We start from the raw sequence: 26,969 nt of genomic DNA on the forward strand, positions 1-26,969 counted from the left end.
TGTGCGGTCGGGCGAGGTGACGATGCGGCCGGGGCGGCGGGGCGGTCAGGGGCGTGGGCGGGTGGTCTCAGGCAGCGTCGGCACCGCGTGCAGGTGCCGGGCCGGGCGGCTCTGCGGCCCGGTCGCCCGCAGCGCGAGCACCGCTATGTCGTCGTGGTCGCCGTGGGCCAGCCAGTCGCAGGTCACCTGCTCCACGCGTTCGGCAAGGGCCGGGGCGGGCATCCGGTGGCAGCCGCCCAGCGCGTGCAGCAGCCGGTCGGCGCCGAACTGCTCGTCGCCGCGCCGGCCGCCCCGGGCCTCGGTCACCCCGTCGCTGTAGAGCAGGCACGTCTCGCCCGGCGCCAGCTCGACGGTCACCTCCCCGATGCGCGGGTCGGGCACCACCCCGATCAACATGCCCCTCAGGGCGACCGTCTCCACCTCGCCGGAGGAGCGCAGCACCAGCGGCGGCAGGTGGCCGCCGCCGGACATGGTCAGGGTCAGGCCGCCGTCGCGCCGGGGGCGCACCACCCCGAGCACCATGGTCGCGAAGCGGCCCTGCCCGTGCGCCAGGGTGGTCTCCAGGAGCGCGTCGTTGAGCAGCCGCAGCAGTCGGGCGGGGTGCGACTCCACCCGGTGCAGCGCCTGTAGGCACTGGCGCAGCTGGCCGGTGAAGACGGCCGCCTCGACGCCCTTGCCGGAGACGTCGCCGAGGAAGAACACCGCGCCGCCGTCGGGCAGCCGGTGTGAACCGTAGAAGTCGCCGCCGATGCGCAGCCCCGCCTGCGCCGGCCGGTACGCCGTGCCCCACTGCACGCCGGGCACCTCGGCCGGTTCCACCGGCAGCAGGCTGGCCTGGAGGGTGTCGGCGACCTCGGCCTGGTCGCGGTAGAGCACGGCGGTGGTGAGCGCCGCGCCGGCCCGGGCCGCGAACGCGCGGACCAGGTCGACGTCGGCCTCGTCGTAGTAGCGGGCCGAGCGCCGGGCGACGAGCAGCGCGCCCGCCGGCAGGTCCCGGCCGGACAGCGGCACCACGCGCACGCTCACGTCGACGGCGTCCAGGCCGGGCAGCCAGCCCGCCTCGACCGCCTGCTCGACCAGCCAGTCCAGCGTGTGCGGCTCGCCGCCGGCGAGCCCCTCGTCGATGGCCGCCGGCAGGTCGACGGCGTCGAGCACGCCGCTGTCCACGCCCGGCGTCTCGTCGTCGGTCCGGGCGGCCCGCCACCAGCGGGCCCGGCCGGAGCGCGGGGCGAGCACCAACACGGCCACCTCGGCGAGGGTCGGCACGGCGAGCCGGACCACGGCCGCGGCCGCCCGGTCGGGGTGCAGCGGGTTGCCGAGCTTCTCCCCCACCACGGCCAGGAAGGCCGAGCGGGCCCGCTCGGCCAGCAACGCGTCGGCCCGGGTGACGCTCTCGGTGACGTCCTCGACGTAGTGGCAGCTCCGGGCGGCGGACAGCGGCACCTCGCGGACGCGCAGCCGGCGGCCCCGGTGGCCGAACTCGCCGCCGACCGGCGGCGTACGCAGGCCCGCCACCCCGGACGCGGCGAGCAGCTCGCCGACGGTCACCTCGGGCAGCAGCCGCTCGGCGACCGGGCTCAGCTGGCGCACCACGCCGTCGGCGTCGCAGACGATCAGGCCCTCGCGGAAGTGCTCGACGACCTCTGCCCAGTCGGGCGCGGGCGGTCCCCGGTCGGGGGCCAGGGGCGGCAGCGCGGCGGGCGGACGCACCGGAACGTCGGCGGACCACACCGGAGCCCGGGCGGCACTCGGCGTGGAGATCCGTCCGTCGCCCGGGTCCCAGTCCCTGACGTCGGCAGCAGTCACCAGCTGAGCCCCACTCCCTCTCGACACCCGCCCGACACCCGCGGGCCGCCGGAAACGGCGTATGTGGTCCAATCTCCTCACCCCACCCTACGCCGGTCCGCCGGCACCGCCACCCCACGCTGCCCTGAGCTGCCGAATCGCTCTCGACAGGCGGCATCGGCCGGGGATTGTTACGATCCGAGACGAACCTGCCCCGACCGGCAGCCCTGCGGAAAGGCGTGATCGTGGCACCCCAGGGGAGGAAACCCGAGGCGACCCCGCTGACCATGTCCGTCGATGCGAGCGATCCCGGCGCGCCCCTCATCCGGGTCGGCGGTGACCTCGCCTTCACCACCGCCGCGCCGCTACGGCACGAGGTGGACCGGCAGCTCGCCGAGCGTCCGCCGGTGCTCGTGCTCGACTTCGCCGACCTGCAGTTCATCGACAGCACCGGGCTGTCAGTGATCGTGCACGCGTGGCGGGAGGGGCAGCAGAGCGGCACCATCCTACGGCTGCGCTCGACGCCCCGCTTCCTGGCGACCATCCTCGACATGACCGGCGTCACCGGGCTGCTCGCCCGCCCGCTGCCCGGCGGCGAGCAGTCCGCCGGAGCGTCCGGTTCGCACCGGTCGGCGGCATCTGCCTGACTGCCCCCGCGCGTTTGTCGATCACCACCGGCTGGGAACATGGAGACATGCCAGCCCCGCTGTTGACCATCGAGGTGAGCCGGCTCGCCGCCGGGCGCGCCCGGCTTCGGCTGGCCGGCGAGCTGGACTACGACACCGCGCCCGAGCTGGTGGAGGCCGCCGAGAGGGTGCGCCGCGACGGCTGCGCCGAGCTGGAGATCGACCTCGGCGGGATCACCCTCTGCGACTCCTCCGGCCTGAGCGCGCTCGTGGTGATCCACCGCAACGGCACCGGGCCGATCCGGTTGACCGGCACGAGCGGCCAGCTCCAACAGCTGCTCGACCGCACGGGCCTGGCCGAGGTGCTGACCACCCACCAGACCCGGACCACCGCCACCACCGACACGGCCTGACCCCCACCCCTCCCACCATCTCCCCAGACCCCCTGCTCCCCTCCCGGCCGGTGCCACCCGGTGATCAAGAGGTTCGCGTCAGTGCGGAGATCGACTTTGACGCTTCTCTCTTGGTCACCGGGCGGAGCCGGGGGGTCGGGGCGGGCGGGATGGGGGCAGGGGCGGGGGTGGAGGCAGTGGGGCGTCAGGGTGGGAGAAGGCGTGGCGTTGGTCGGTGAAGGGAGGGCGCGTGGTGGGGGCCGGTCGGAAGGCAGTCCTGGCAGTGGTGCTTGCGGGGGGTCTCGTGGGCGGGTGCACGCCGACGGCGCGTCCGGCCACGTCCGACGCCACCGCCGCGCCTGACACCGCCGCGCCCGGTGCCACCGCCGTGTCCGACGCGACCGCCGTGCCTGACACCGCTGCCGCCGGCGGCACGGCGGTTCCCGGGTCGAGGGGGTTCCCGGTTCCCCCGCCCGGCGAGCTGGCCGCGCTGGAACGGCGGTTCGACGCGCGGCTGGGCGTCTACGCGGTCGACACCGGCACCGGCCGCACGCTCGCCTACCGGGCCGACGAGCGGTTCGCGTACGCCTCGACGATCAAGGCGCTCGCGGCCGGCGCGCTGCTCGCTCGGACCTCGGAGGCGGAGCTGGACCGCGTCGTCCGCTACGACCGCGCCGACCTGGTGCCCCACTCGCCGGTCACGCAACGGCACGTCTCGGACGGGATGACCCTGCGCGCGGTCGCCGACGCGGCGGTGCGGCACAGCGACAACACCGCCGCGAACCTGATGTTCACCGAGCTCGGCGGCCCCGCCGGGCTGGGGCGGGCGCTGCGCGGCATCGGCGACACCGTCACCAACCCGACGCGCACGGAGACGAGCCTCAACGAGGCCGCGCCGGGCGACGTCCGCGACACCAGCACGCCCCGCGCCCTGGCCGGCTCCCTGCGGGCGTACGCCCTCGGCGACGCCCTCTCCCCCGCGGACCGCGGCGTGCTGGTCGACTGGCTCAGGCGCAACACCACCGGGGCGACGCTGATCCGGGCCGGCGTGCCCGCCGGCTGGCAGGTCGGCGACAAGACCGGCGCGGGCGGATACGGCACCCGCAACGACATCGCCGTGCTGTGGCCGCCCGACGGCGCGCCCGTCGTGCTCGCCGTGCTGTCCCGCCGCGACGCGAAGGACGCGCAGCCCGACGACGCCCTGATCGCCGAAGCCGCCCGGGTCGTCCTCGACGCGCTGCGCGCCCCCGGCTCCTAGCCGACCACACCACCACCCCGCGCCGACCCCGCAGCAACACCCCCACCCACCCCGCCCCACCCGCACCCCACACCCCGCCCCGTACGCCGATCTTGCACTTTGGGCCCCCACGATGGGCGCTTTCACCCGTTTTTCCCGGGCCGAAACTGCAAGATCAGCGCGTTGGGTGGGTGGGGTGGGGTCGTTTCGGGGTCGGCCGGGCCGGGAACGCGACCGCCGAGACAGGGGACCGAGGAGAGCGAGGTGTGTGTCATGCGCAAGCAGATGGAGGGGGACAACCAGCGCCGCCGGGCGCTCGCGCGTCAAGCCCGGGAGCGCGGCCGGCAGGCCAGCGAGACCGGGGCCAGCCTGAGCGCCTCCAAGCAGCTCACCCACCTGGACCAGGGCAAGCGGGCCGGGCCGGCGCCGGCCGGGCGGCACAAGCCGGACAGCACCCGGGGCGGTCCCGCCCCGCCGCCGGCCGCCCCGCCCTCCACCGCCCCGCCCTCCACCGCCCGGTCCCGACCCGCGCGGTCCCGGGCCACCGGCGGTCCGGGCGAGGCACCGGCCACGGCCGGGATCGGGTACCGGGACCTGGTCGACGACGTGGGCCGGCGGGCCGGTGTCGACTTCGACACGGCGAAGGTCGCGGCGGAGGCGACGGTGCTGGCCCTCGCCTGGGCGCTGGACCAGGGGGCGCGGGAGCGGCTGCTCCAGGCGGTGCCCGTGAAGCTGCACGACGTGGTGCCGATCGACGGCATCGAACGCCATCGTGACCTGCCGGGCTTCGTCGGCGAGGTGGCCCGGATCAGCGGCCGTACCCCGGAGCAGGCCCGACGGCAGGCGGAGGCAACCCTCGGCGCATTGGCCGACCGCGACGGCGACCTCGTCGCCGCGCTGCACGTGCCGGACGGGCTACGCGACCTGCTGGGCCCGGCGGCCGGGGGTTGAGCGCGTGGGCCGGCGGGCCGCCGCGCCCGCCGGTCCGCCCCGGCCAGGCCGACCAGCGAGCGCGGTCGGTGCGGCCGGCGGCTACGGTGCCGGGATGCACTCCGCCGCCGAGGGGCCGGAACTCGTGGCCGACCCGGCCCGCCGCACCGGGCGCATCCTGCTCGCCGGGGGCGTCGCCCAGTCCTACGTCGACGTCGCCGACCCCCGCCACCTGCACTTCGAGTACGTCCGCCGGATGGCGGCCGTGGTCGATCTCGCCGCGCCGCCCGGCGCGGCGGTCGACGCGTTGCACCTCGGCGGGGGCGCGCTGACCCTGCCCCGCTACGTCGGGGCGACCCGGCCCGGCTCGGTCCAGCAGGTGGTGGAGCGCGACCCGGCCGTCGTCGAGCTGGTCCGCCGGGAGCTGCCCGCGCCACCGCCAGGGATACGCGTCGACGTCGCCGACGCCCGCGCGGCGGTGGAGGCGGCTCCGGCGCAGGGGTACGACCTGGTCCTCACCGACGTCTACCGGGCCGCCCGGATGCCGGGGCACGTGGCGAGCGTCGAGTTCGCCGCCGAGGCCGCCCGGGTGCTGCGCCCCGACGGGATCCTCCTGGTCAACGTCACCGACCTGCCGCCGCTGGTGTTCACCCGCGCCCGGGTGGCCACCCTACGGGCCGCGTTCGCCGACGTCTGCCTGCTCGCCGACCGGCGGATGCTGCGCGGGCGGCGCTACGGGAACCTGGTGCTCGCCGCCGCGCGCCGGCCGGGCCGGCTGCCGGTGGGCCGGCTGGCGACGCGCGCGGCCCGCGACCCGGTGCCGGGGCAGGTGCTGCACAGCGCGGCCCTCGACCGGTTCGTCGCCGGGGCACGTCCGGGCACGGACACGTCCCTCGGCGTCGGGTGACCGCGACCCCGCGGTGGCGGGCAAGGGCTGCCGGGCGGCCTCTTCGACACCGCCGCCACCCTCGGCCCCCTCACCGGCCGCGGAACGGGGCAGCACGGTGCGAAGCGGACGCCGGGTCCGGGTTTCCGGAGCGCCGGCCGGGGTAGCCGCGCCGGATGAGGAACGCCGAGGACCGGGCGACCGCCCGGCGGGCGGCCATCGTCATCGGCCTGGTGCTGGCGACCCTGGTCGTGCTGGCCCTGGCCTGGGCCACCCGGCGGGTGCTGACCTGGACGGTCGTCGCCGTCTTCTTCGCCATCGCGCTGAAACCGCCCGTCGACGCCCTGCAGCGCCGCCTCGTGCGCCGCCGCACGGTGGCCACGCTGCTGGTCTTCGTGGCCGCGTTCGGCCTGCTCGCCGCGCTGGTGGCGGGAATCGTCCTGCCGCTGCTGGACGAGCTGGGGCGCGCGGCCGACCGGGCGCCGGACGTGCTGCGGGAGACCCGGGCCGGCCGGGGGCCGTTCGGCGAGGCGCTCGAACGGCTGCGGCTGCGGCAGTACGTGGTGGGCCACTCGGCGCAGGTGCAGCAGTACGGCAACCGGCTGCGCGATCCCACGGTGGGGCTGGTCCGCAGCGTGCTGGAGACCCTCGCCGGGCTGGTCACCGTGGTCGTGCTGGCGTACCTGATGGTGCTGGAGGCCCCGAAGATGATCTCGGCGGGTCTGGGGTGGCTCGGCGACGGGCCCGCGGTGCGGGCGCGCCGGGTCGGTCGGGGCGTCTCCCGGGTGGTCACCGGCTACCTGAGCGGGAACCTGCTGATCAGCGTGATCTGCGGGGCGTTGACGTTCCTGGTGCTCGTCCTGACCGGGGTGCCGTTCGCCGGGGTGATCGCACTGCTGGTGGCGGTCGCCGACCTGGTGCCGCTGGTAGGCGCGACCATCGGCGCCATCCTCGCCGGGGGCGCCGGCTTCCTGCACTCCCCCACCGCCGGCATCGTGGTGCTGGTCTTCTTCGTGGTCTACCAGCAGGTCGAGAACCACCTGCTGCAACCGCTGATCATGTCGCGGGCGGTCCGGTTGAACCCGCTCACCGTCCTGGTCAGCGTGCTGTTCGCGGCGGAGCTGGCCGGGCTGGTCGGCGCGCTGCTGGCCATCCCCGTGGTCGGCGTGGGGCAGGTGCTGCTGCGCGAGTTCGCCCCACGCCGGGGTTAGGCGCAAGCAGGGGCGGGTGCAAGGAAGGGCCCCTTGTTAACGCTTTCAGTAGAGAAGGGTCCCCTTCTCACGGCCGAGCCCGCGCCCGCCCGCCGGCGAACGGGCGCGGCGCGGGCGGGCGGGCGAACGGGCGCGGGCGGTCCGTCAGCGGCGGTAGGCCGGGACCTCCGGCGACGAGCTCTCCAGCGGCACCGCGTTGGCCGGCACCAGGCCGAGCTGCACCGCCGGGCGGGGCAGGGCGGCGTCGAGCAGCCAGTCCGCCCCGACCCGGGCCCGGTTGCCCGGCATCGCCAGCAGGTGGTAGCCCCGGGTGACGGCCTTGGCCGGCAGGCCGGCCAGCGAGACCTTCAGCGGGTTCGCCGCCGCGTCCCGGCCGCCGAGGTCGACCACCCAACCCAGGTCGTGATGCTTGTACGGGCGACGCCGGCCCTGCCCGTAGGAGGCCGCGATGTTGTGGGCCACCAGCCGGCCCTGCCGCTGGGCGTGCTGGGCCGTCATCGTGCAGATCTTCCCGGGCTGCGTCAGGTCGGGCACCGCCGCCGCGTCTCCGCAGGCGTACACCTCGGGGAAGCCGGGCACCGTGAGGTACTCGTCCACCACGAGCCGGCCCTTCTCGGTACGCAGGCCCAGCTCGGCGACGAACGGGTCGGGGCGCACGCCGACGCACCAGACGAGGCTGCACGTGGGCACGTACTCCCCGTCGGTGAGCATCACCCCGTCGGGGGTGGCCTCCGACACGGAGACGCCCATCCGCACGTCGACGCCGCGCCGCCGCAGCACCCGGTCGGCGGTGCGGGACATCCGCTCGTCGAGCTCCGGCAGCACCCGGGGGGCCACGTCGAGCAGCATCCAGCGGGGCCGGACGCCGAGGTGCGGCCGCTGGGCGACCAGCCGGTCGGTGAACAACTGCCCGTGGGCGGCGACCTCCGTGCCGGTGTAGCCGGCGCCGACGACCACGAACGTGGTGCGCGCCCGCTGCTCGGCCGGGTCGTCGGTCAGCTCCGCCAGCTCGATCTGGCGGACCACGTGGTCGTGCAGGTAGAGCGCCTCGGGCAGGCCGCGGAACCCGTGGGCGTACTCGGTCACGCCGGGGATGGGCAGCAGCTTGTTGACGCTGCCGACGGCGAGCACCAGCCGGTCGTACGCGAGCCGGCCGCCGTCGCCCTCCGGCATCCGGTAGCCGACCCAGCGGTTCTGCAGGTCGACCCGGTCGGCCTCGCCGACGACCACCCGCACGCCGTCGAGGGTGCCGCTGAGCGGCACGCTGAGCCGCCCGGGTTCGACCACGCCGGCGGCCACCTCGGGCAGCAGCGGCAGGTAGAGGAAGTAGTCGGTCGAGTTCAGCAGCACGATCTCGGCCTTGTTGCGGGCGGTCCGGCTCAACGTCTTCGCCGCGTGGTAACCGGCGAATCCGGCCCCCACGATCACCACACGAGGTTTCGTCATGACGGGTGCCGTTCCCGCCCTGGCCGGGGACAAACGTGCCGGGACGCACCGCCGGGCACCGGGAGCCGGCCGGGCGACGGTCGACGTGGACGACGCCGTCAGGGCACCATCCAGGACAGCAGCGGCGTGGCCTGGAGCCCCACCAGCAGGCACATCAGGGCGAGCAGCAGCACGCTCCAGCCGAACATCCGGCGGAACAGGTCGCCCTCCCGGCCGGTGAGGCCGACGGCCGCGGCGGCGATGGTGAGGTTCTGCAGGCTGATCATCTTGCCCAGCGTGCCGCCGGAGGCGTTGGCGGCGGCGAGCAGGACCGGGTCGAGGCCGGCCCGCTGCGCCGCCGCGACCTGGAGCGCGCCGAACAGCGAGTTCGACGACGTGTCCGAGCCGGTCAGGGCGACCCCGAGCCAGCCGAGGACGGGGGCCAGGACGGCGAACAGGGTGCCCGCGCCGGCCATCCAGACGCCGAGGGTGGCGATCTGCCCGGACGCGTTCATCGTGAACGACAGCGCCAGCAGGCCGACCACCGTCAGCACGGCCCAGCGCAGCTCGTACAGGGTGCGCCCGTAGAGCCGCCCGGCCTCGCGCGGGGAGACCCGCAGCAGCGCCATCGTGACCAGGCCGGCCACCAGCAGCAGCGAGCCGGGCGCGGCGAGCCAGGCGAAGCGGAAGGTCGACAGGGGCGACGGGGCGCCGGCGGCGGTGAGCACGTGCAGGCCGGGCCAGGAGACGGCGAGCGTGCCGGCGTCCAGCAGGCGCTTGACGGCCGGCACCTGGGAGACGGCGAAGACCGCCACGATGGTGACGTAGGGCGCGTACGCCAGCCACGCCCGGCCCGGCGGCGGCGTGCCGCCCTCCGGCGGGCCCTGCGGCGACCCGGCGGGCCCCGCTGCGCCCGACGGCGACGCGACGGACCCCGACGACGCGGCGCGCTCGGGCGGGCCGTCACCGGCCGGTGCGGGGACCGGCCGGCGGGCCCGGCGGGTGACGAGCAGCAGGACGCCCGCCCCCGCGAAGGCGGCGACGATGTCGGCGAGCGCGGCCGTCAGGAAGTTCGTGGTGGCGAACTGGGCCAGCGCGAACGCGACGCCGCAGGCCAGCGCCGGACGCCACAGCTCCCGCAGCCCCCGGCGGCCGTCGACGACGAGGAGCAGCACCAGCGGGACGAGGACCGCCACCACGGGGACCTGCCGGCCGGCCATCATGCCCAGCTCCGCCGCGGGCAGCCCGGTCACCCCGGAAAGGGTGGTGATCGGCAGCCCGAGCGGCCCGAACGCGGCCGGCACCGTGTTGGCGACCAGCGCCACGGTGGCCGCCCGGACCGGGGTGAACCCGAGGGCCAGCAGCATGACCGTGGTGACGGCCACCGGCGTGCCCTGACCGGCGAGCGCCTCCAGCAGCGATCCGAAGCAGAACGCGATCACCATGGCCTGCACGCGCCGGTCGTCGCTGATCCGGGCGAAGCCGCGCCGCAGCGTGTCGAAGTGTCCCGTGTGCACGGTCATCCGGTAGATCCAGATCGCCGTGCCGAACGTCCACACCAGGGGGAAGAGCGCAAACGTCGCGCCCTGCCCGGCGGCCAGCAGCGTCTGCGCCAGCGGCATCCGCCACAGCGCCCAGGCCAGGACGACCGCCACGGCCAGCGCGCCGAACGCCGCCACCCAGGCGCGGGTACGCGCGACCCCGAGCAGGAGGAACAGGGTGAGCAGGGGCAGCGCGGCGCAGGCGGCGCTCAGCGCGAGCGAGCCGGCCACCGGTTGCAGGGGCTGCTGGTACATCGAGACCACCTCGGGTGCGACGCCCCCCGGTCCCGGCGGCGTGGAGTTGGGCTCATCCCACCCAAGATCCGCGCACGCCGCTTCTTCGAGGTTGCCCTGCCGCCGGGCCGGTTGCGCAATCTCGAAGAGGCCGGCCCCGCCCCGGGCCGGCTACCGTCGCGGCATGAGCCGAGCGGGCGCCGCCGTGGTGCTGGGCGCGAGCATGGCCGGGCTGATCGCCGCCCGGGTGCTCAGCGACGCGTACGACAGCGTCACGCTCGTCGACCGCGACGCGCTGCCCGACGCCGTCGCGCACCGGCGCGGGGTGCCCCAGTCGCGGCAGCTGCACGTGCTGCTGGCCCGGGGCCGGGCGGCGCTCGACGAGCTGTTCGACGGCCTCAGCGACGAGCTGCACGCCGCCGGCGCGCCCCTGGTCGACCTCAACGGGCAGGTGCACTGGTGCAACGACGGCCACCTGATGCGCCGGTCCGCGTCCGACCTGGTCGGGGTGGGCGTGAGCCGCCCCCTGCTGGAGCGCACGGTGCGGGCCCGGGTGGAGCGGCTGGCCAACGTCCACTTCCGCCCGCCCGCGGAGGCGACCGCCCTGTGCGCCTCCGACGACCGCCGCCGGATCACCGGGGTCCTGCTGACGCCGCGCGGCGGGGCGGCGTACCGGCTCGACGCCGACCTGGTGGTCGACGCCTGCGGCCGGGCGTCGCGCAGCCCGGCGTGGCTGGCCGCGCTCGGCTACCCGGCCCCGGTCGAGCAGCGGGTCGCCGTCGACGTCACCTACGTCACCCGCACCTACGAGCGCGACCCCCGCCACCTCGACGGCCTGCTCGGCGCGTTGACCAACGCCGTACCGGGACGCCCGCGCACCGGCATCGTCGCCGCCCAGGAGGACGGCCGCTTCGCGGTGGCGCTGAGCGGGGTGCTCGGCGAGCAGCCGCCGCTGGACGACGAGGGCTACGCCCGGTTCGCCGAGTCGCTGGGCCAGCCGCTGATCAGCCAGGTGGTCCGCGAGGCCGTCCCGGTGGGCGGGCCGGCGCTGATGCGCTACCCGGCGAGCGTGCGGCGGCGTTACGAGCGGCTGCGCCGCTTCCCCGACGGGTTCCTGGTGTTCGGCGACGCCCTGTGCAGCTTCAACCCCGTCTACGGTCAGGGCATGACGGTCGCGGCCGGCGAGGGGCTGCTGCTGCGGCGGCTGCTGGCCGGCGACCGACGCCGGTTGCGGCGACGGTTCTTCCGGGGCGCCGGCCGGCTCATCGACGGGCCGTGGTCCATCGCGGTCGGCACGGACCTGCGGTTCCCCGGCGTGGCCGGGCGGCGCACGCCGCGGGTCCGGCTCGTCAACGCGTACGTGCACCGGCTGCACGCGGCGGCGCGCACCGACGCGGTCCTGGGCACCGCGTTCCTGCGGGTGCTCAACCTCGTCGACCCGCCGCACCGGCTGCTGCGGCCGGCGATCGTGGCCCGGGTGCTGCGGGGCGGCACCCGGACCGGGTGAACGTCGGACCGGTGAACGTCGGACCGGTGAACGTCGGACCGGTGGGCGTCAGGGGCCGCCGAGGACCGCGAGCAGCCCCTCGGCGAAGGTGCGCCGCCAGTTGACGTAGTCGTGCCCACCCCGGTATTCCGCGTAGGTCACCTGGTGGCCGCGGGCGACCAGCAGATCCCGGAAGCGGCGGTTGACGGAGAGCTGGTCGACCTGCTCGGGGCGGGGCCAGGTGTTCTCCCGGTCCCCCACGTCCAGGTAGAACCGCACGGGCGCGGCGGGCCACCCGGCGTACGCGCGGGTCAGCCACTCCCGCTCGCCGGGCCGCGCCGACGCGGGCCACCAGAAGCTGCCCGACTGGGCGATCACCGCGCCGAACGCGCCGGGGGCGGCCAGCGCCACGTACGCGGCGGCGAGCCCGCCCAGCGACGAGCCCGCGATGACCCGCCGGGCGGGGTCGTCGGTGACCGCCCAGCGCCGCCGGGCCCAGGGCAGCAGCTCCCGGGTGACGAACGCGCGCAGCGCGGCCGACGGGCGCAGCTCGGTCATCCGGCGCGCCCCGCTGGGGGCGGAGACGAACAGCGCCAGGGTCGGCGGGATCCGCCCGGCGGCGATCAGGTTGTCCAGCGTCGCGGGCACCCGCAGCAGCGCCCGGGAGAGGTAGCCGTCGAAGACCACCAGCAGCGGCAGCGGCCCGGTGGCCGGGACCGCCGGCCGGTAGACCGCGACGCGGCGGCGGCCGCCCCAGGCGGCGGTGCGCACGCCGGTGGTCAGCACGGTCCCCCGGGGCACGCCGGGGTGGTGCCGGATCCAGGGCTCGTCGGGGGCCTTCGGCAGCTCCAACAGGGACGTCCACAGCTCCCGGTCGTTGGGGTCGGCGGGGTCGGCGGGCAGCCGGAACGGGTGGTGGTTGAACACGTCGAGGTGGGTGGGGCCCCGGCCGGTGGCGTCGGTCGGCAGTGCCGGCGAGCCGTGCCGCAGGAAGTAGATGGTGCGCAGGTCGACCGGCAGCCGCTGCGAGCCGTGCCACAGGTCGGTGCCCGGGACGCGGCGCAACGCCAGGTCGATGCCCCAGCCGGTGGTGGTCTGGGCCGCCTCCCCGCGCCACAGGAAGGTCACCAGGGCGCTGTCGCCGTCGACCTGCTCGATCAGGGGCGTGCCCCGGGCGGCGACCTCCCGCCAGAAGTCGGCGAGCGCCTGTGCGCCGCCGGCGCGCAGGTCGTGCAACAGGCGGGCGATGCGTGGGCTGGTCTCCGGCACGGCTGGTCCCTGTCTCGTCGATCGGGTCGGAGGGGCGGGATGGTGGGGCGAGGTGGTGGTGGGGGTGGTGGGGGTGGGGTGGTGGGGCGAGGTGGATCAGGGTGGTGGGGGCCGACGCCCGGTGCGGGTGGGCGCGGCGGCGGGGCGGCCGACGGCAGCCGTGGCCGCCGCGCCGCCGGCACCGGCACGCCGGCGGCGCGCCGGCCGGGCCCCGGCTCAGTTGCCGCTGGGGTTGCTCGCACTGGTCGTCTCCACCTTGTCCAGCTTCCGAATGACGATCTGCTCCACGCCGCTCACCTCCCTCCCCTCGACTGGTGGCCGGCCGGCCCCGCCACCGGCACGGCGCGGCGGGCGCGGCGAAGGGTGCGCAGCCGCCGACCGTGCCGCCGCCACCACGCCCAGCACCACACCGCCCAGGAGCCGCCGAGCACGGCGACGGCGACGGCGGCGGCGGCGGTGAGGCAGGCGGCGGTGCCGACGACCAGCAGCAACGCGTACCAGCGGACGGCCCGGCGTTCCCGGGCGGGCAGCGCCAGGCTCGGGTCGCGGCCCGGCCGGCGGGCCGCCCGCCGCAGCCACCACCGGGCGTACGCGGCGCCGTCGGCGTAGAGGTTGCGCGCGCCCGCGACGTCCTGCAGGACGAAGTAGACGTCGGTGCGCATGAAGACGAGGAACTGCACCGGCAGCGGCAGCTCACCGGCGCGACGCCCGGCCGGTGGCGACCACCGCGTCGACCGCTTCGCCGCCGCAGCCGGCCGGGCAGCGTGGGTGCGGCGGGTGGGCGATGAGGAAGTGCTGGTCGGCGGCGACGAGGTTGATCCCCTGGAGCTGCCCGGGGCGCACGGCCGGCACGCCGGTGAGCAGCGCCGACGCCAGGTGGGCGGCGAGGTGGCCGGAGAGCCCGGCGGAGGCGGCGCTGACCGCGCTGCTGCTCTCCCGCTCCACCGTGTACTCGGCGGCCGGGTCGTCGCGGCGGCGCTTGTCGTGCTCGGCCAGCCAGAAGCACTCGTAGCAGGGGCCGAGCCCGGGCAGGTAGGCCGCCGCCGTCACCACCGGCCCGTGGTAGCCGGCGTCGACCCACGGGGTGCCGGTGTCCAGGCAGACCCGGTTGGCCCAGGCCCGGATGGCACCCGGCCGGTCGGCGCAGAGCACCAGCACGTCGCGGTCGGCGACCAGCCGCCGCAGGTCGGCCGGCCCGCGTACCTCCGCCTGCTCGCCGGTGACGTCGATGTCGGAGTTGAGCCGGCGCAGCCGGGCGACGGCGACGTCCGCCTTGGGCCGGCCGATGTCGTCCTCGACGTACACGGTCTGGCGGTTGAGGTTGGACAGCTCGATCACGTCGGGGTCGACGCAGTGCAGCCGCCCCACGCCGCTCGCGGCGAGGGCGAGCGCGACGGCCCCGCCGGTGCCGCCGAGCCCGACGACGACGGCCCGGGCCCGCTTCAGGGCGACCTGCGGCTCCCAGGAGGAGGCGCGCGGGACCAGGTCGATCCACCGGTGGAAGCGGCGGCTGCGGTCGTAGCGCTCGCGGTCCCGGTCGGTGAGCTCCGGCGGGTCGGGGGCCGCCGCGTCGGCGAGGTAGCCGGCGGCGGCGAACTGGTCCAGCGCGGCGCGCACCGCCCGCGCCGACTCGGTGGGGTGCGCGGCGAGGACCCGCGCGACGATCTCCTCGGCGCTACGCGTGCCGTCGGCGGCGCGCAGCGTCGTCCAGATCGCGCCGGTGGTGTCGAGCACCTCGGCGGCGATGCCGTAGACCGAGCCGCCGATGCGGATCCGCCCGCCGGGCAGCCGGTGCAGGCCGTGCTCGGGCTTCACCTGCGGATACCACCCGGACGTGATGAGTGAAGCCATCGATCCTCGCCCCCGTACGGCAGATCGCTGTCTTGGCGATCAGCCTGGCGGACGGCGGTGACGAAAGCAACACCCCGTGTCCGAACGGTGACCCGGACGGCGTGCGCCGGCCCGGGCCGGCACCCGACGCCGGGCCCGCAGGTCGGCTCCTACAGGGCGATGGAGAAGTGCGCGACGACGCCGTTGTGGTCGGAGTTGGTCCCGCCGACGATGTCGTAGTCGTTCAGCCACATCTCCCGGTACTCCTCGAGGCGCTTCCAGAAGTAGATGTAGTCGATGTGCCGGTTGCCGTGCGTCCCGTTGCCCTTCTCGCCGAGGAGGTTGTAGCAGGATCGCAGGTTGGGCAGGTCGTTGGCCTCGAAGACCTTCCACGGGAACTTCTCGTACCCGTAGGCCCGGTCGGCGCTGAAGTCGACGTTGAGGTCGCCGCTGACGATGACCTGCCCCTGGTCCTTCTTCACGGCGGCCAGGTCCTTGAGGTCCTGGAACTGCTTCTCGGCGCACCTGGTGCGCGGCAGGTCCTCCGGGCGGCCGTTCTCCTCGATGCTGGCGTTGGCGTGCGCGTTGATGTGGAACACGCTGCGGCCGCTCTGCTTGTGCCGGTACCGGACCCAGTTGTTGTAGCGGGCCGGCGGCGCCTCGCCCGGCCCGTTGGTGTCGCACACGAAGACCGAGTCCTTGTCGAGGACGTCGAACATGCTCTTGCGGGCCAACAGCGCCTCTCCCGCGGCCTGCGTCGGCTCGGGCGCGTACAGCCACCAACCGTTCGCGGCGGCCCAGTCCTGTAGGTACGACTTCCGGCCGCCCACCTCGTTGAGGCCGACCAGGTCCGCCTTCGAGGTGATCAGTTGCAGGTCCTCGACGAACTGGGCCTGGGTCAGCTCGTAGAGGATGTTCAACGTCGCCACCCTGAAGGTCGCGTTCGCCGCGGCTGCCGGGGGCGCGGGCAGCAGACCGGCCACCAGCACGACCGAGCCGACCAGAGCACCCGCGCCGCGGGCCAACCACCGTCCTGCGCTCCGCATCGACGCTTCCCCCCTCGCTGCCGTTCCGGACGGGACGTCGCGCGCGACGCCGACGCTGTTCCGGACGTAGACACTAACGGGCAAAGAAGTCATCATCATGAATACCTAGGCACGTTTTCGGCGCATCCCGTCCCCCGGAGGAGTCCGGTGTCTCCACGAAGGACCTGGCGACCGCTGCTGGCCGCCGTCGTCGCTGCCGCGCTCGGCCTGGTCGGCGGTGGCGCCACGCCGGCCACGGCAGCCGTCCCGCAACCCGTCTACGCCCCGCCCGGCGGCGTCGCCGACCCGGGGGTCGTGCAGCACGACGGGAACTTCTTCGTCTTCGCCACCGGCAGCCGGGCCCCGGCATACCGGGGGGACACCGCGTCGGGCCCCTGGGTCGATCTCGGCGCGGTCCTCCGGACGCTGCCCGGCTGGGCCGCGAGCGGGGCGGTCTGGGCGCCGGACGCGGTCCGCACCCCCGCCGGCTGGGTCCTCTACTACTCGGCTCCGGCGAAGGACCTGGACGGGCAGCGGTGCATCGGCGTCGCGAGGTCCACCGCCATCGGCGGCCCGTACGATCCGGTCGGCGACACCCCGCTGGTCTGTCCGGGTGGCGCGCACGGCGCGGACGACGCGGTGCCGGGTCGGCCGGTGTCCGCCGCCGGCGTCATCGATCCGGCGCCGTTCCAGGACGCCGAGGGCCGCCGTTTCCTGCTGTACAAGACGCAGCAGACGCCCTCGTCGATCCGGATGCTGCGGGTCGACGACGCCGGAACCGGCTGGTTGGGCAACCCCAGCGGCGAGCTGGTCCGCAGCGACGGCATCATCGAGAACCCGCAGCTACGCCAGCGCGGCTCCACCTTCGTGCTGTTCGCCTCCCGGTACGGCTACGACAACTGCAGCTACGCCACCGTCTACCTCACCTCCACCGACAAGTGGGACTTCCACGGCAAGGCCCAGAATTCGCTGCTCACCACCGCCGGCACCGGCATCTGCGGCCCGGGCGGGGCCGACGTCGTGCCGGCACTGGTCGACGACGAGCAACGGATCTTCCTGCACGGCTGGGTCTGCGGCGGCACCGCCCCGTGCCGACAGCAGCCCGACGGCTCGCTTCCCGCCGACGCCCGCCGCGCGCTGTACGCGGCGGTGTTCCGGTGGGACGGCGCCACCCCCCGCGTCGGCGCGTTCCTCTGACCGCCGCCGCGCGACCGGCCGGACCGCGGGCGCGCACCGGCCGGACCGTGTCCGAGCGACCCGCCGGACCGCGGGTGCGGTCCCGGCGGACGACGCCGGGACCGGGGCGTCAGCGCGGGCGGGGGTCGGGCGGCAGCGGCACCTGGAGGAAGGTGGTGCCGCGCAGGTCGAGCCACGCCCGGTCGGGCCCGCGCACCAGGCGCAGCATCACCTCCGCGCAGGCCGGGCAGCGGGCCACCAGGCCGGGGGCGTGGGAGTAGACCCGCAGGCCCGCCATGGGACCGGTCGCGCCGCACGACGCGCAGCGCCCGGTGGCCGCGCTGACGTCCATCGCGAAGACCTCCCGCAGCGGGCCGTCGAGCATGTTGCCGTCCAGGTAGGACTGTTCGGTCATGGGGTCTCCTCGTCGGCGGTCAGCCGGTGGGGCCGAAGCGTTCGGTGCGGACCCGACGCGGCGGGTGGCCCAGCCCCACCAGCAGGTCCGCCACCGTCTCCACGAACCCGGTCGGGCCGCAGACGTAGCACAGCGGCTCCAGCTCGGCCGGCCAGCCGTGGGTGTTCACGTCGGCCAGCCCGACCCGGTGCGGCTCGCCCCGCCAGCCGTCGGGGGCGGCCCGGGTGTAGACGTACGCCACGTCGAGGCCCTGGTCGTCGCGGGCCCGGCGGCGCAGCTCGTCGGCGTAGATCACGTCGGCCGGGGTCCGCGCGGAGTAGATCAGCCGGAACGGGGCCCGGCTGCCGGCGGCGCGGCGCGCGCGGACCATCGCCATCAGCGGCACCACGCCCGAGCCGCCGGCGACCAGCAGCACCGGCGCGGTCTCGGCGGGCCGCCACACGAACCACCCGCCGACCGGGCCGCGCACCTCCACCGGGTCTCCGGGGGCCCAGGTGTCGATGAGGTACGACGAGACCTCTCCGTCGGGCACGCGCTGCACGGTGAGCGCGACGCGGTCGCCCTCGGCGGGCCCGGCGAGGGAGTACGACCGGGCGGCCTGGTAGCCGTCGGAGGCGGTGAGCCGCACGTCGACGTGCTGGCCGGGCAGGTGGCCGGGCCAGCCGGGGACGTCGAGCACGAGGGTCTGCGCGGTCGGCGTCTCGGTGCGGCGCTCGACGAGCCGGGCCACCCGCCAGCCCAGCGGGGCGGCCAGCGGGGCGCTCAATCGCCGGCGTAGCGCTGCTCGCGCCACGGGTCGCCGTAGTCGTGGTAGCCGGCGGTCTCCCAGAAGCCGGGGGTGTCGGTGTTGCCGAGGCGGATGCCGCGCACCCACTTGGCGGACTTCCACAGGTAGAGGTGCGGCACGAGCAGCCGGGCCGGCCCACCGTGCTCGGCGGGCAGGTCCCGGCCGTCGTAGCCGTGCACCACCCAGGCGCGTCCGCCGCGCAGGTCGGCCAGCGGCAGGTTCGTGGTGTAGCCGCCGTAGGAGTGGGCCAGCGCGTACGCCGCGTCGGTGTCGACGCCGTCGAGCAGCACGTCGAGCGAGACGCCCTGCCAGGTGGTGCCGAGCTTGGACCACCGGGTGACGCAGTGGATGTCGACGGTGGGGGTCTCCTGCGGCAGGGCGGTGAACTCGGCCCACGTCCAGCGGTGCTCCGCGCCGGTCTCGGTGGTGACGACGAACTCCCAGGCGTCCGGCCGCACCCGCGGCGTCGGGCCGGCGGAGAGCACCGGGAAGTCCTCGGTGAGGTATTGCCCGGGCGGCAGGGCCGGCCCCGCCGAGCGGCGTCGGCCTTGGAAGCCTGGCGAGACGATTCCCACCCGTCAGTCGTACCACCTGTGGGCGCGCGTCGGTACCGTTCGCCCGGACCGACGCGCGCCGCGCGGTCAGTGCCGGCCCGCGACGACCTCCTTGTCGCCCGGGGGCGCGTCGCGGGTGGCCCGGAGGCTGGTGAGCGTGACGATCACCAGCACGCCGATGATCACGCCGAGCGAGGCCAGGGTCGGGATCTCCGGCACGCCGGACCAGATGCCGTGCGCCCAGTGCAGGCCGAGCTTGACGCCGATGAAGGCGAGGATGATCGCCAGGCCGTAGCTGAGGTGCACGAGCCGGCTGAGCGCGGCGTGCAGCACGAAGTAGAGCGCCCGCAGCCCGAGCAGCGCGAAGGCGTTGGTGGCGAAGACGAGGTACGGGTCCTCGGTGATGCCGTAGACGGCCGGCACCGAGTCGACGGCGAAGACCACGTCGGTGGCGAGCACCGCGACCACCACGAGCGCGAGGGGGGTGAGCGCCCGGCGGCCGCCCTGCCGGACGGTCATCCTCGTGCCCTGGTATTCGTCGACGACCGGCATGAACCTGCGCAGCAGCTTCACCGACCGCATCTTGTTGATGTCCACCTCCTGCTCGTGCCCGGAGAGGGCGTCGCGGAGCAGCTTGACGGCGGTGGCGATCAGGATGATGGCGAAGATCAGGAAGGCGAAGTCCAGGGTCTGCAACGCCGCCGCGCCGAGGGCGATGAAGACGGCGCGCAGCACCAGCGCACCGGCGATGCCGTAGAGCAGCACCCGCTGGGCGAGCACGGCCGGCACCGCGAACGCGGCCAGCAGCAGCATGAAGACGAAGAGGTTGTCGACCGAGAGCGACTTCTCCACCAGGTAGCCGGTGAGGTATTCCACGCCCTGCTGGGAGCCGTAGCGCGACCAGATCCACGCGCCGAAGGCGAGCGGGAGGGCGACGTAGAACGCCGACCAGCCGAGCGCCTCCCGGATCGACACCTCGTGGGGGCGGCGGGTGACGAGGAAGTCCAGCACGAGCAGCGCGAGCACCCCGGCGATGGTGACCGCCCAGAGGGTGGGCGTGCCGATCGAGGACAGCGCGCCGGCAGCAAGAAGGGATGATTCGGTCATATGGGTCTCCTCGAACACCGTGTCATGTTCGAGGTCTCCTTCACCCACGATTCCGTGGGCAACCACCCGAGGCGCGCCCCGGGCACGCCGTACTGACCGGAATGGTTCGTGGGAAGTACTCCCCTCGTGGGACCAGGTTAGGTCAGCTCCGGGCGACTCGCCAAGCCGACACCGACCTGTCACCAGGGGTGATGCTCCGGTGGCGGGCGGTCCGGCCGGCCCTGTCCCCCGAGGCCCGCCCGCGCCTATGGTGTCCCGGTGAGCGAGCGCGCGCACCACCCCGACGCGGACCCGTCGGCCGGCGGCGGCCCGGTCGGCCCCCTCACCGGGGTACGCGTGGTCGAACTGGCCGGCATCGGGCCCGGCCCGTTCGCCGCGATGATGCTGGCCGACCTGGGCGCCGACGTGATCCGGGTGGACCGGGCCACCGACGTCGACCCGGCCGCCTTCGGCACCCCGCACCCGGACCTGCTCAACCGGGGCCGCCGCTCCGTCGCCGTTGACCTCAAGTCGCCCGGGGGCCGGGAGGCGGCGCGGGCCCTGATCGGCGGCGCGGACGTGCTGGTCGAGGGCTTCCGCCCCGGGGTGACCGAACGCCTGGGCCTCGGCCCCGCCGACTGCCTCGCGGCCAACCCCCGCCTGGTCTACGGGCGGATGACCGGCTGGGGGCAGGACGGCCCACTCGCCCCGTACGCGGGGCACGACATCGACTACCTGGCGCTGACCGGGGCGCTGCACGGCATCGGCCGGGCCGGGGAGCGCCCGGTGCCGCCGATGAACCTGCTCGGTGACTTCGGCGGGGGCGGGATGATGCTGGCCCTGGGCGTCGTCGCCGCCCTGTACGCCGTCCGCGCCGGCGCGCCGGGCCAGGTCGTCGACGCGGCCATCGTGGACGGCGTGTCGGTGCTCGCCACGATGATCCACTCGCTGCGCGGGGCCGGCAGGTGGCAGGACCCGCGCGGGGTGAACCTGCTCGACGGCGGCGCGCCGTTCTACGACACGTACGAGTGCGCCGACGGCCGGCACCTCGCGGTCGGCGCCCTGGAGCCCCGCTTCTACGACGAGCTGGTCCGCCGCACCGGGTTCCCGCTGCCCGGCGACGACGCGCCGGAGCGCGCCGACCCGGCGAACTGGCCCGCCCTGCGGGCCGCCTGGGCACGGCTGTTCCGCACCCGCACCCGCGACGAGTGGACGGCCCTGCTCGGCGACTCGGACGCCTGCGTCGCGCCGGTGCTCGACTGGGCGGAGGCCCCGCGGCATCCACACCTGGCGGCACGGCGGGTGTTCGTGGAGCACGCCGGGGCGACCCAGCCGGCCCCGGCGCCCCGGTTCTCCGGCACGCCGACGGCGCTGCGCCGGCCGCCCCCGCACCCCGGCGAGCACACCGACGAGGTCCTGGCGGAGGCCGGCCTCGCCGCCGACCGGATCGCCGCCCTACGCGCCGCCGGCGCGATCGCCTGAGGCGCAAGGAAGGGCCCCCTGTTAACGCATTCTGTTGTACAGGGGACCCCTGCCAACCCGCCACGAGGCGGGGGCCTGCCGACCCGAGAGCCCGCCGGTCAGGGTCGGCGCGGGGCCGCCGCGCCCGGGGCGAGCGCCGGCTCCACCATGTCCCGGTAGTCGCGCGGCATCTGCACCACGATGTCGTCGAACTCCCCGCCGGTCACCGCCTCGCGCAGGGTGGTGAACACCGCCCGCACGGCGTCCCGGGCGGCCCGCTCGTCGAGCCCGGCCCGCTGGCCGACCCGGGCGACGAACTCGGCCGCGCCGAACCGGTCGGCGGCCTCGGTGTCCGGGCTGGGCCGCAGGACCAGCTGCAACGGCCTCGGCAGCTGCGCCGCGAGGTCGAGCACCTCGCCGCCGGTCAGCCGCTCGGCGAGCGTCTCCAGCGTGGCCCGGGTCAGCTCGACGGCCCGCTCGCCGGGGACCCGCGCCCGCAGGGCCACCTGGTCGACGAAGGTGTCGTAGTTCATGACGGCGCTCCTTCCGCTGCCTCGGGCCGGTCGCGCCCGCAGGAGGGGCTCGCGTACCCGCCGGACGGGCCGGGAAACGGCGGCCGGGCGGCGTCGATCGCCGGGCCCCGCGCGGGCGTGGGCGGCCGCATGGTGGGTAACCGCCGCCGGTCGGGAAGCCCGATCGCGGCGACGAGGAGCGCACCCATGGCGAGCTACGACGACGTCCTGCAGTACCTGTCCAGCCTCGACTACCCGGCGGACAAGGCCGACGTGGTCCGCGAGGCGGAACGGGAGGGCGCCCCGCCGGACGTGCTGCGCGCCCTGCGGGCCCTGCCCCCGGTGGACTACGCCAACGGGACCGAGGTGGCCCGGTCCGCCGGCATCGAGACGGCCCCCGAGGCGAGCCCGGCCCGCCGGGCGGCACAGGCCAGGGAGCCGCACACCCGGGTCTCGCAGCACCTGCGGCGCATCTGACCGCCCGCCGGCGGCCCGGGCGATTGGGTACGCGGCCGGTGCGGCGCGTCGACGGCCACCCCCCGGCGGTGGCGCAACTGCTCGTGATGGGGCTGGTCGGGCTGCTGGCCGGCGGCCTGTTCGCGCTCGTCGGCTCGCCCCGGATCGGTCCCCTCGTCGGCTGGGACGCGGCGGCGCTGAGCTGGCTGGTGCTGGTGTGGCGCAGGCTGTGGCCGCTGGACGGCGAGGGCACCGCCCGGCTCGCCGGCCGGGAGGACCCGAGCCGCGCCGTCCGCGACGTGCTGCTGCTGGTCGCCTGCCTGGCCAGCCTGCTGGCGGTCGCGGTGGTGCTGCTGTACGCGCACAGCGCCCCGCCGGGGCCGCGCCGCGACGCGTACGGCGGGCTGGGCGTGGTGAGCGTGCTGCTGTCCTGGCTGGTGGTGCACACCGTCCACACCGCCCGGTACGCGCGGATCTACTACACGGGACCCGAGGGCGGGGTGATGTTCCACCAGCGGGAGTGCCCCCGCTACTCGGACTTCGCCTACCTGGCGTTCACCGTGGGGATGACCTTCCAGGTCTCCGACACGAACCTGACCAGCAACGAGATGCGCACCACCGTGCTGCGGCACTCGCTGCTGTCGTACCTGTTCGGCGCGGTGATCATCGCCGCGACGGTGAACCTGGTGGTGGGGCTGGCCGGCTGAGCGGACCGCCTCGACAGACGGGCGCCCCGGGCCACGAACCGCGACCCGGGGCGCCACGCAGAACCTGTGCCCCGGCGGTGAACGCGGCCCGAACCGGACCGCACCGCCGGGCGGCCACTCCCACCCGATGAGGGCGGGAGTCAACTGCCGAGATCATCGTACCGACGCCATCATCCGAACGGTCAGTTCTGCGGAAAACTGTGGGCCAACGCACCTCAGGTGAGCTCGGCGTACCGCTGCTCCAGGTCGACCCGGGCGAGCGCGCCGACCAGCCAGGCGAGCCGCTCCGACTCGCCCCCGCCGGCCAGGTCGGCCAGGTCGGCCGCCGAACCGCCCAACCCCAGCCGGCGGGCCGCCGCCAGCGCCCGCCGGTCCGCCACCGGGGCCACCTCCCGCCACAACGCCTGCGCCTCGCGCAGGAACAACGCCACCGCCTCGCCGTCGACGCCCGGCAACCCGGCCAGCAGCGTCCGCTCGGCGGCCGGGTCGTGCCGGGCCGCGCCGCGCAGCCGGCGCAGGTCGCCCCGGTAGCGGTCCACGACCGTGCGGGCCAGGTCGCCGAGACCGTCGGCGAGCGCGTCGACGTCGCCGCGCAGCCCCGCCCCGCGCAGCACGCGGACCCGGTCGGCGTGCAGCGACCGGGCCAGCCGGGCGGCGCTGTCCCACCCGGAGTCGCGCAGCGCCGCCGCGGCGGCCACGGCGCACCGGAAGTCACCCCGGCGGGCCAGCAGGACCGACAGGGTGAGCAACTGGAACAGGCTGGACGGGTTGTTGGTCACCCGGAAGCCGTACTGCTCGGCGAAGCCGCGCCCGTCGCCCGCCAGGCGGCGGGCCAGGCGCTTCCTGTCCTCGATGGTGGAGATCGCGGTGGTCGGCATGCCCGCGACTACCCGCGTCGCCGCCGGCCACGCCTGGCGGGCGGCGGCGGGGTGAGCGGCGGCTCAGCGCAGGATCTCGCCGTGCCGGGTGCGGGCCAGCAGCCGGGTGGTCGGCAACGCGGGCGCCGGCAGCGGCGGGGCCGCGTCGTCCGCCACCACCCCGAAGCGGCGGCCCGCCGCCCAGTCCGCGCGGGCCTCGGCGATCTCCTCGTGCGACCGGCCGACGAAGTTCCACCACATCACCAGCGGCTCCTCGAACGGCTCCCCGCCGAGCAGCAGCAGGCGGCTGCCCGGGGCGGCGGCCAGGGTCAGGCTCTCCCGACCCAGGCCGAGGTAGAGCAGCGAGCCCGGCTCCACCGACACGTCACCCACCTCGGCGACGCCGGACATCGCCAGCAGCGCGTACTCGAAGTCGCGGCGCAGCGGCAGCCGGGCCGGCGCCGCGCCCCGGGCGGTGAGCTGCGCGCCGAGCAGCGGGGTGTGCGCCACGGCCGGGGAGCGTTCCCCGCCGAGCTCGCCCACCAGCAGCGTCACGTCGGTGTCGCCGTCGCGCCACACCGGAAGGTCCTCGTGGTGGGCGAAGCCCGGCCCACCGGCCCGCGCCGGGTCCGGCAGGGCCACCCACAACTGCACCCCGTGCATCACCGGCGGATGCTGCGCCGGCGACCGCTCCGAATGCGCGATGCCGTGCCCGGAGGTCATCACGTTGAGCTGCCCCGGGCGGATCGGCTGCACGTTGCCGAGGCTGTCCCGGTGCACGATCTCGCCGTCGAGCAGCCAGGTCACCGTCTGCAGGCCCGTGTGCGGATGGGGCGGCACCTCCATGCCGGGCCGCTGCGCGACGTCGTCCGGACCGAAGTGGTCGACGAAGCACCAGGCCCCGACCATCCGCCGCTGGCGCTGCGGCAGCAACCGGCGCACCGTCGTGTAGCGGCCGAGCGGCACGTCGTGGCCCGGCAGCAGCACGCTGCCCGGGTCGGCGGGCGCCCCGCCCGGCGGTCGGGTCTGCGCCGGCAGAGATTCCGTACGATCCACCGCCCGACTGTACGCTCAGCTCCCCTCGACGGTCACCGTGTTGGCCCCGGCGACCATGTCGACGTACACCCGGTCGGCCCGGCGGTCCCAGTCCGGCGAGCCGGTCAGCGTGCCGGCCGCCACCCCCTGCCGGTGCCGGTCGTAGACGGTGACCGCGCCCGCGCCGGCACCCGCCCGGACCCGGGTCGGCAGCGCGCCGGGCACCCGCACCACCAACTGGTTCACCCCGCCGGTCAGCCGCACCGTCAGCGTGCCGACGACCCGGGGCAGGCGCAGGTCGACGCGGGTGGCCCCGGCGGCGAGCTCCAGCCCGGTCAGCCGTCCCCGGGTCAGGTCCAGCACCTGCTCGGTCACCCCGCCGGCCAGCCGCAGCCGCCAGGTCACCCGGGAGCTGAGCACGACCTCCGCGACGGCCGGGCCACGCCGGCCGCTGACCGCCATCCGCACCCGCAGCCGGTCGCCGACGAGCTCCGGGCGGGGCTCCACCCCGCCGTGGGCGGGGCTGGTGATCCGGTACAGGTCCTCGCCGAGGTCGTCGATGCGCAGGTCGAACGTGGTCAGCCCGTCGACCAGCTCGAAACTGGCCCGGGCCCTACCGGCCAGGGGCGCGGTGAGCACCCGGCCGTCGGCCGACGCTCCCCCGCCGCCGGGCTCGGCCGCCAGCGGCACCGTCGACCCGACGTCCGGCCTGCCGCCGGAGAACGCCACCCCCAGCCGGTCCGGGTTGGCCAGGGTCACCGCCACCGCGCCCGCCCCCAACGCCAGCACCACGACCGCGGCGGCGACCATGAGGCGTACGCCGCGCGGCCAGGCCGGGACGGGCGGCTGCGGGACGGGGTCCCCGGTCACCTCGACGACCGGTGCGGGCACCGGAGGAACGGCCTCCGGACGGCGGTACGCGTCATGCTCCGACACCGGCATGTGCTCCCCTTTCGCGGTCCCCGCCAGGCAGTACGTACCCGACCCGGGATCGGATCACTCCGCCCCCCGCTTGCAAGGAAGGGCCCCTTGTTAACGCTTTCTGTAGCGGAAGGGCCCCTTGTTAACACCCCGCTAGGCGGGGGCCGCCGAGGGTCGGGGCGCCACCGGTAAGGACGCCACCGGCCGGGTCCCTGGTGTTCGGGGGCCCGGCCGGTGGCGGTGTGCGATCGGTCAGCTGTTGTTCCAGTGTTGGGTGACGAGGTCGGCGGCCTGCTGTTCCCACTGCGCGTAGGCGTCGGGGTAGGCGGAGACCTGGACGGTCTGGGCGGCGTCGGTCAGGGCCATGTTCTGCCAGCCGTCGACCTGTCGCAGGCCCTTGAGGAATGCTGTCGTCGCGTACTCGGGGTCGGTGATCTGTTCGGGGGTGCCCCAGCCGCTGGAGGGGCGCTGTTGGAACAGGCCGAGGGAGTCGTGGTCGTTGCGGTCGCCGAGGTGGCCCAGGTTCTGCAGCTTCGACTCCTGCAGGGCGGTGCCGATGGAGATGACCGCGGCGCGCTCGTCGAGGCCGGCCTTCTTGGTGGCGGCGATGATGGCCTTGACGTTGGCGGTCTGCTCCGGGTCGAGGTGGATGCGGGACTGGGTGCCCTGCACGCCGTGGGGGATGAGCTTCCCGGCGTCCACGCCGCTGGACTGGGTGGTGGTGGCGACGGGCCGCGCGTCACCGGTGTCGGTGGTGGTGTGGTGGAGGGGGCCGGCGGCGAGGCCACCGGCGAAGGCGAGTCCGGCGATGCCGAGGACGCTCTTGCGCAGGATGGTCGTGTTCATGGGGGGTGACTCCAATCGGGGGGTCGGCACACCCTCACGCCCCGAACGGGGGTGGTGTGGGGGTGTGCGAGCACCACGTCGAGGCGCCCGAACAACGAACAAAAGGGGGAAAGACGAGCGGGGGAAGGGGACCGGGGCGGCTGCCATCAGTGGTGGTGCCGGCCCGGGTCCAGGTGTAACGACCGGCGACCCGCGCCCATTCCCGGCGACCGGCCACCACCCCTGGGGGCGGGGGGCTGCTGGGTCGGGGGGTCTGGTGGGTGCTGCTTCGGTCGTGCG

At 75.6% G+C, this 26,969-nt stretch carries 26 protein-coding genes and 1 pseudogene; 11 read left to right on the forward strand and 16 right to left on the reverse strand.

Translation table 11 applies throughout. The annotated features are described in order from the left end of the window. Window positions 1–45 precede the first annotated feature (45 nt). On the reverse strand, window positions 46–1,806 hold the full coding sequence (locus O7628_RS30675) for a PP2C family protein-serine/threonine phosphatase (protein WP_278135850.1): 1,761 nt from the start codon (window positions 1,804–1,806) through the stop codon (window positions 46–48). 224 nt (window positions 1,807–2,030) lie between these two features. Between O7628_RS30675 and O7628_RS30680 the strand changes: the two genes are divergently transcribed. The 6 genes and pseudogenes from O7628_RS30680 to O7628_RS30705 all read left to right on the forward strand — a co-directional run bounded on the left by O7628_RS30680 (window position 2,031) and on the right by O7628_RS30705 (window position 7,067). Beyond that, window positions 2,031–2,432 (forward strand): STAS domain-containing protein, encoded by a 402-nt coding sequence (locus O7628_RS30680; RefSeq protein ID WP_256095344.1) that lies wholly within the window; start codon window positions 2,031–2,033, stop codon window positions 2,430–2,432. Window positions 2,433–2,479: 47 nt separating this feature from the next. Continuing rightward, entirely contained in the window at window positions 2,480–2,824 is a 345-nt protein-coding gene (locus O7628_RS30685) for an STAS domain-containing protein (protein WP_278135851.1), read from the forward strand. A gap of 232 nt (window positions 2,825–3,056) precedes the next feature. Further along, window positions 3,057–4,061, forward strand: coding sequence for a class A beta-lactamase (bla, locus tag O7628_RS30690; RefSeq protein ID WP_278136448.1), 1,005 nt, complete (start codon window positions 3,057–3,059; stop codon window positions 4,059–4,061). Window positions 4,062–4,313: 252 nt separating this feature from the next. Continuing rightward, window positions 4,314–4,976, forward strand: a pseudogene (locus O7628_RS30695) (DUF2267 domain-containing protein); the annotation flags it as partial. 109 nt (window positions 4,977–5,085) lie between these two features. Next, the gene (locus O7628_RS30700; RefSeq protein ID WP_278135852.1) at window positions 5,086–5,877 is read left to right on the forward strand and encodes a fused MFS/spermidine synthase; all 792 of its coding nucleotides are present in this window, start codon (window positions 5,086–5,088) and stop codon (window positions 5,875–5,877) included. Window positions 5,878–6,032: 155 nt separating this feature from the next. Beyond that, a complete protein-coding gene (locus O7628_RS30705; RefSeq protein ID WP_278135853.1) occupies window positions 6,033–7,067 on the forward strand; it encodes an AI-2E family transporter in 1,035 nt (344 codons plus the stop codon). Window positions 7,068–7,211: 144 nt separating this feature from the next. On the opposite strand, the gene O7628_RS30710 is transcribed toward O7628_RS30705, so the two are convergent. Beyond that, window positions 7,212–8,513 carry an NAD(P)/FAD-dependent oxidoreductase gene (locus O7628_RS30710; RefSeq protein WP_278135854.1) on the reverse strand — a complete coding sequence of 434 codons (1,302 nt, stop codon included), beginning with the start codon at window positions 8,511–8,513 and terminating at the stop codon, window positions 7,212–7,214. Between the two features lie 98 nt (window positions 8,514–8,611). Further along, the gene (locus tag O7628_RS30715; RefSeq protein ID WP_278135855.1) at window positions 8,612–10,288 is read right to left on the reverse strand and encodes an L-lactate permease; all 1,677 of its coding nucleotides are present in this window, start codon (window positions 10,286–10,288) and stop codon (window positions 8,612–8,614) included. Between the two features lie 163 nt (window positions 10,289–10,451). Between O7628_RS30715 and O7628_RS30720 the strand changes: the two genes are divergently transcribed. Next, entirely contained in the window at window positions 10,452–11,774 is a 1,323-nt protein-coding gene (locus tag O7628_RS30720; protein ID WP_278135856.1) for an FAD-dependent monooxygenase, read from the forward strand. Window positions 11,775–11,822: 48 nt separating this feature from the next. Here the strand turns inward: O7628_RS30720 and O7628_RS30725 are convergent, their stop codons facing one another. From O7628_RS30725 to O7628_RS30740, 4 genes are all read right to left on the reverse strand, one after another. Next, a complete protein-coding gene (locus tag O7628_RS30725; RefSeq protein ID WP_278135857.1) occupies window positions 11,823–13,022 on the reverse strand; it encodes an alpha/beta hydrolase-fold protein in 1,200 nt (399 codons plus the stop codon). A 293-nt stretch (window positions 13,023–13,315) separates the two neighbouring features. Continuing rightward, window positions 13,316–13,702: a hypothetical protein gene (locus tag O7628_RS30730; RefSeq protein WP_278135858.1), complete on the reverse strand. Its 387-nt coding sequence runs from the start codon at window positions 13,700–13,702 to the stop codon at window positions 13,316–13,318. Window positions 13,703–13,715: 13 nt separating this feature from the next. Next, window positions 13,716–14,873 (reverse strand): ThiF family adenylyltransferase, encoded by a 1,158-nt coding sequence (locus O7628_RS30735; protein WP_278135859.1) that lies wholly within the window; start codon window positions 14,871–14,873, stop codon window positions 13,716–13,718. A 149-nt stretch (window positions 14,874–15,022) separates the two neighbouring features. Next, complete coding sequence (locus O7628_RS30740) at window positions 15,023–15,898, reverse strand: endonuclease/exonuclease/phosphatase family protein (RefSeq protein ID WP_278135860.1); 876 nt, start codon at window positions 15,896–15,898, stop codon at window positions 15,023–15,025. Between the two features lie 147 nt (window positions 15,899–16,045). On the opposite strand from O7628_RS30740, the gene O7628_RS30745 reads away from it, so the two are divergent. Beyond that, window positions 16,046–17,074 (forward strand): family 43 glycosylhydrolase, encoded by a 1,029-nt coding sequence (locus O7628_RS30745; protein WP_278135861.1) that lies wholly within the window; start codon window positions 16,046–16,048, stop codon window positions 17,072–17,074. Window positions 17,075–17,183: 109 nt separating this feature from the next. Here the strand turns inward: O7628_RS30745 and O7628_RS30750 are convergent, their stop codons facing one another. The 4 genes from O7628_RS30750 to O7628_RS30765 all read right to left on the reverse strand — a co-directional run bounded on the left by O7628_RS30750 (window position 17,184) and on the right by O7628_RS30765 (window position 19,916). Beyond that, on the reverse strand, window positions 17,184–17,468 hold the full coding sequence (locus tag O7628_RS30750; RefSeq protein ID WP_278135862.1) for a DUF6510 family protein: 285 nt from the start codon (window positions 17,466–17,468) through the stop codon (window positions 17,184–17,186). A 19-nt stretch (window positions 17,469–17,487) separates the two neighbouring features. After that, a complete protein-coding gene (locus O7628_RS30755; RefSeq protein WP_278135863.1) occupies window positions 17,488–18,234 on the reverse strand; it encodes a ferredoxin reductase in 747 nt (248 codons plus the stop codon). Continuing rightward, window positions 18,231–18,830, reverse strand: a complete 600-nt coding sequence (locus tag O7628_RS30760) for a sulfite oxidase-like oxidoreductase (RefSeq protein ID WP_278135864.1) — start codon at window positions 18,828–18,830, stop codon at window positions 18,231–18,233. The genes O7628_RS30755 and O7628_RS30760 overlap by 4 nt, the downstream gene beginning before the upstream one ends. A gap of 66 nt (window positions 18,831–18,896) precedes the next feature. Then, window positions 18,897–19,916: a TerC/Alx family metal homeostasis membrane protein gene (locus O7628_RS30765; RefSeq protein WP_278127495.1), complete on the reverse strand. Its 1,020-nt coding sequence runs from the start codon at window positions 19,914–19,916 to the stop codon at window positions 18,897–18,899. 258 nt (window positions 19,917–20,174) lie between these two features. Between O7628_RS30765 and O7628_RS30770 the strand changes: the two genes are divergently transcribed. Beyond that, window positions 20,175–21,377 (forward strand): CaiB/BaiF CoA-transferase family protein, encoded by a 1,203-nt coding sequence (locus O7628_RS30770; protein ID WP_278127496.1) that lies wholly within the window; start codon window positions 20,175–20,177, stop codon window positions 21,375–21,377. Window positions 21,378–21,475: 98 nt separating this feature from the next. Here O7628_RS30770 and O7628_RS30775 read toward each other — a convergent pair whose 3' ends face one another. Beyond that, complete coding sequence (locus O7628_RS30775; RefSeq protein WP_074473237.1) at window positions 21,476–21,889, reverse strand: DUF2267 domain-containing protein; 414 nt, start codon at window positions 21,887–21,889, stop codon at window positions 21,476–21,478. A gap of 186 nt (window positions 21,890–22,075) precedes the next feature. Between O7628_RS30775 and O7628_RS30780 the strand changes: the two genes are divergently transcribed. Both O7628_RS30780 and O7628_RS30785 read left to right on the forward strand, forming a co-directional pair. Further along, complete coding sequence (locus O7628_RS30780) at window positions 22,076–22,345, forward strand: DUF2795 domain-containing protein (protein ID WP_278127497.1); 270 nt, start codon at window positions 22,076–22,078, stop codon at window positions 22,343–22,345. A 68-nt stretch (window positions 22,346–22,413) separates the two neighbouring features. Then, window positions 22,414–23,031, forward strand: coding sequence for a DUF1345 domain-containing protein (locus tag O7628_RS30785; protein ID WP_278127498.1), 618 nt, complete (start codon window positions 22,414–22,416; stop codon window positions 23,029–23,031). Between the two features lie 215 nt (window positions 23,032–23,246). Here O7628_RS30785 and O7628_RS30790 read toward each other — a convergent pair whose 3' ends face one another. From O7628_RS30790 to O7628_RS30805, 4 genes are all read right to left on the reverse strand, one after another. Further along, window positions 23,247–23,909 (reverse strand): hypothetical protein, encoded by a 663-nt coding sequence (locus tag O7628_RS30790; RefSeq protein ID WP_278127499.1) that lies wholly within the window; start codon window positions 23,907–23,909, stop codon window positions 23,247–23,249. A gap of 63 nt (window positions 23,910–23,972) precedes the next feature. Continuing rightward, window positions 23,973–24,944 carry a pirin family protein gene (locus O7628_RS30795; RefSeq protein WP_278127500.1) on the reverse strand — a complete coding sequence of 324 codons (972 nt, stop codon included), beginning with the start codon at window positions 24,942–24,944 and terminating at the stop codon, window positions 23,973–23,975. A gap of 15 nt (window positions 24,945–24,959) precedes the next feature. Continuing rightward, a complete protein-coding gene (locus O7628_RS30800) occupies window positions 24,960–25,865 on the reverse strand; it encodes a hypothetical protein (protein WP_278127501.1) in 906 nt (301 codons plus the stop codon). Between the two features lie 231 nt (window positions 25,866–26,096). Next, window positions 26,097–26,690 (reverse strand): hypothetical protein, encoded by a 594-nt coding sequence (locus tag O7628_RS30805; protein ID WP_278127502.1) that lies wholly within the window; start codon window positions 26,688–26,690, stop codon window positions 26,097–26,099. Window positions 26,691–26,969: the final 279 nt, after the last annotated feature.

The sequence above is a fragment of the Micromonospora sp. WMMD956 genome, assembly GCF_029626125.1.
GTDB classification, from domain to species: Bacteria; Actinomycetota; Actinomycetes; order Mycobacteriales; family Micromonosporaceae; genus Micromonospora; species Micromonospora carbonacea.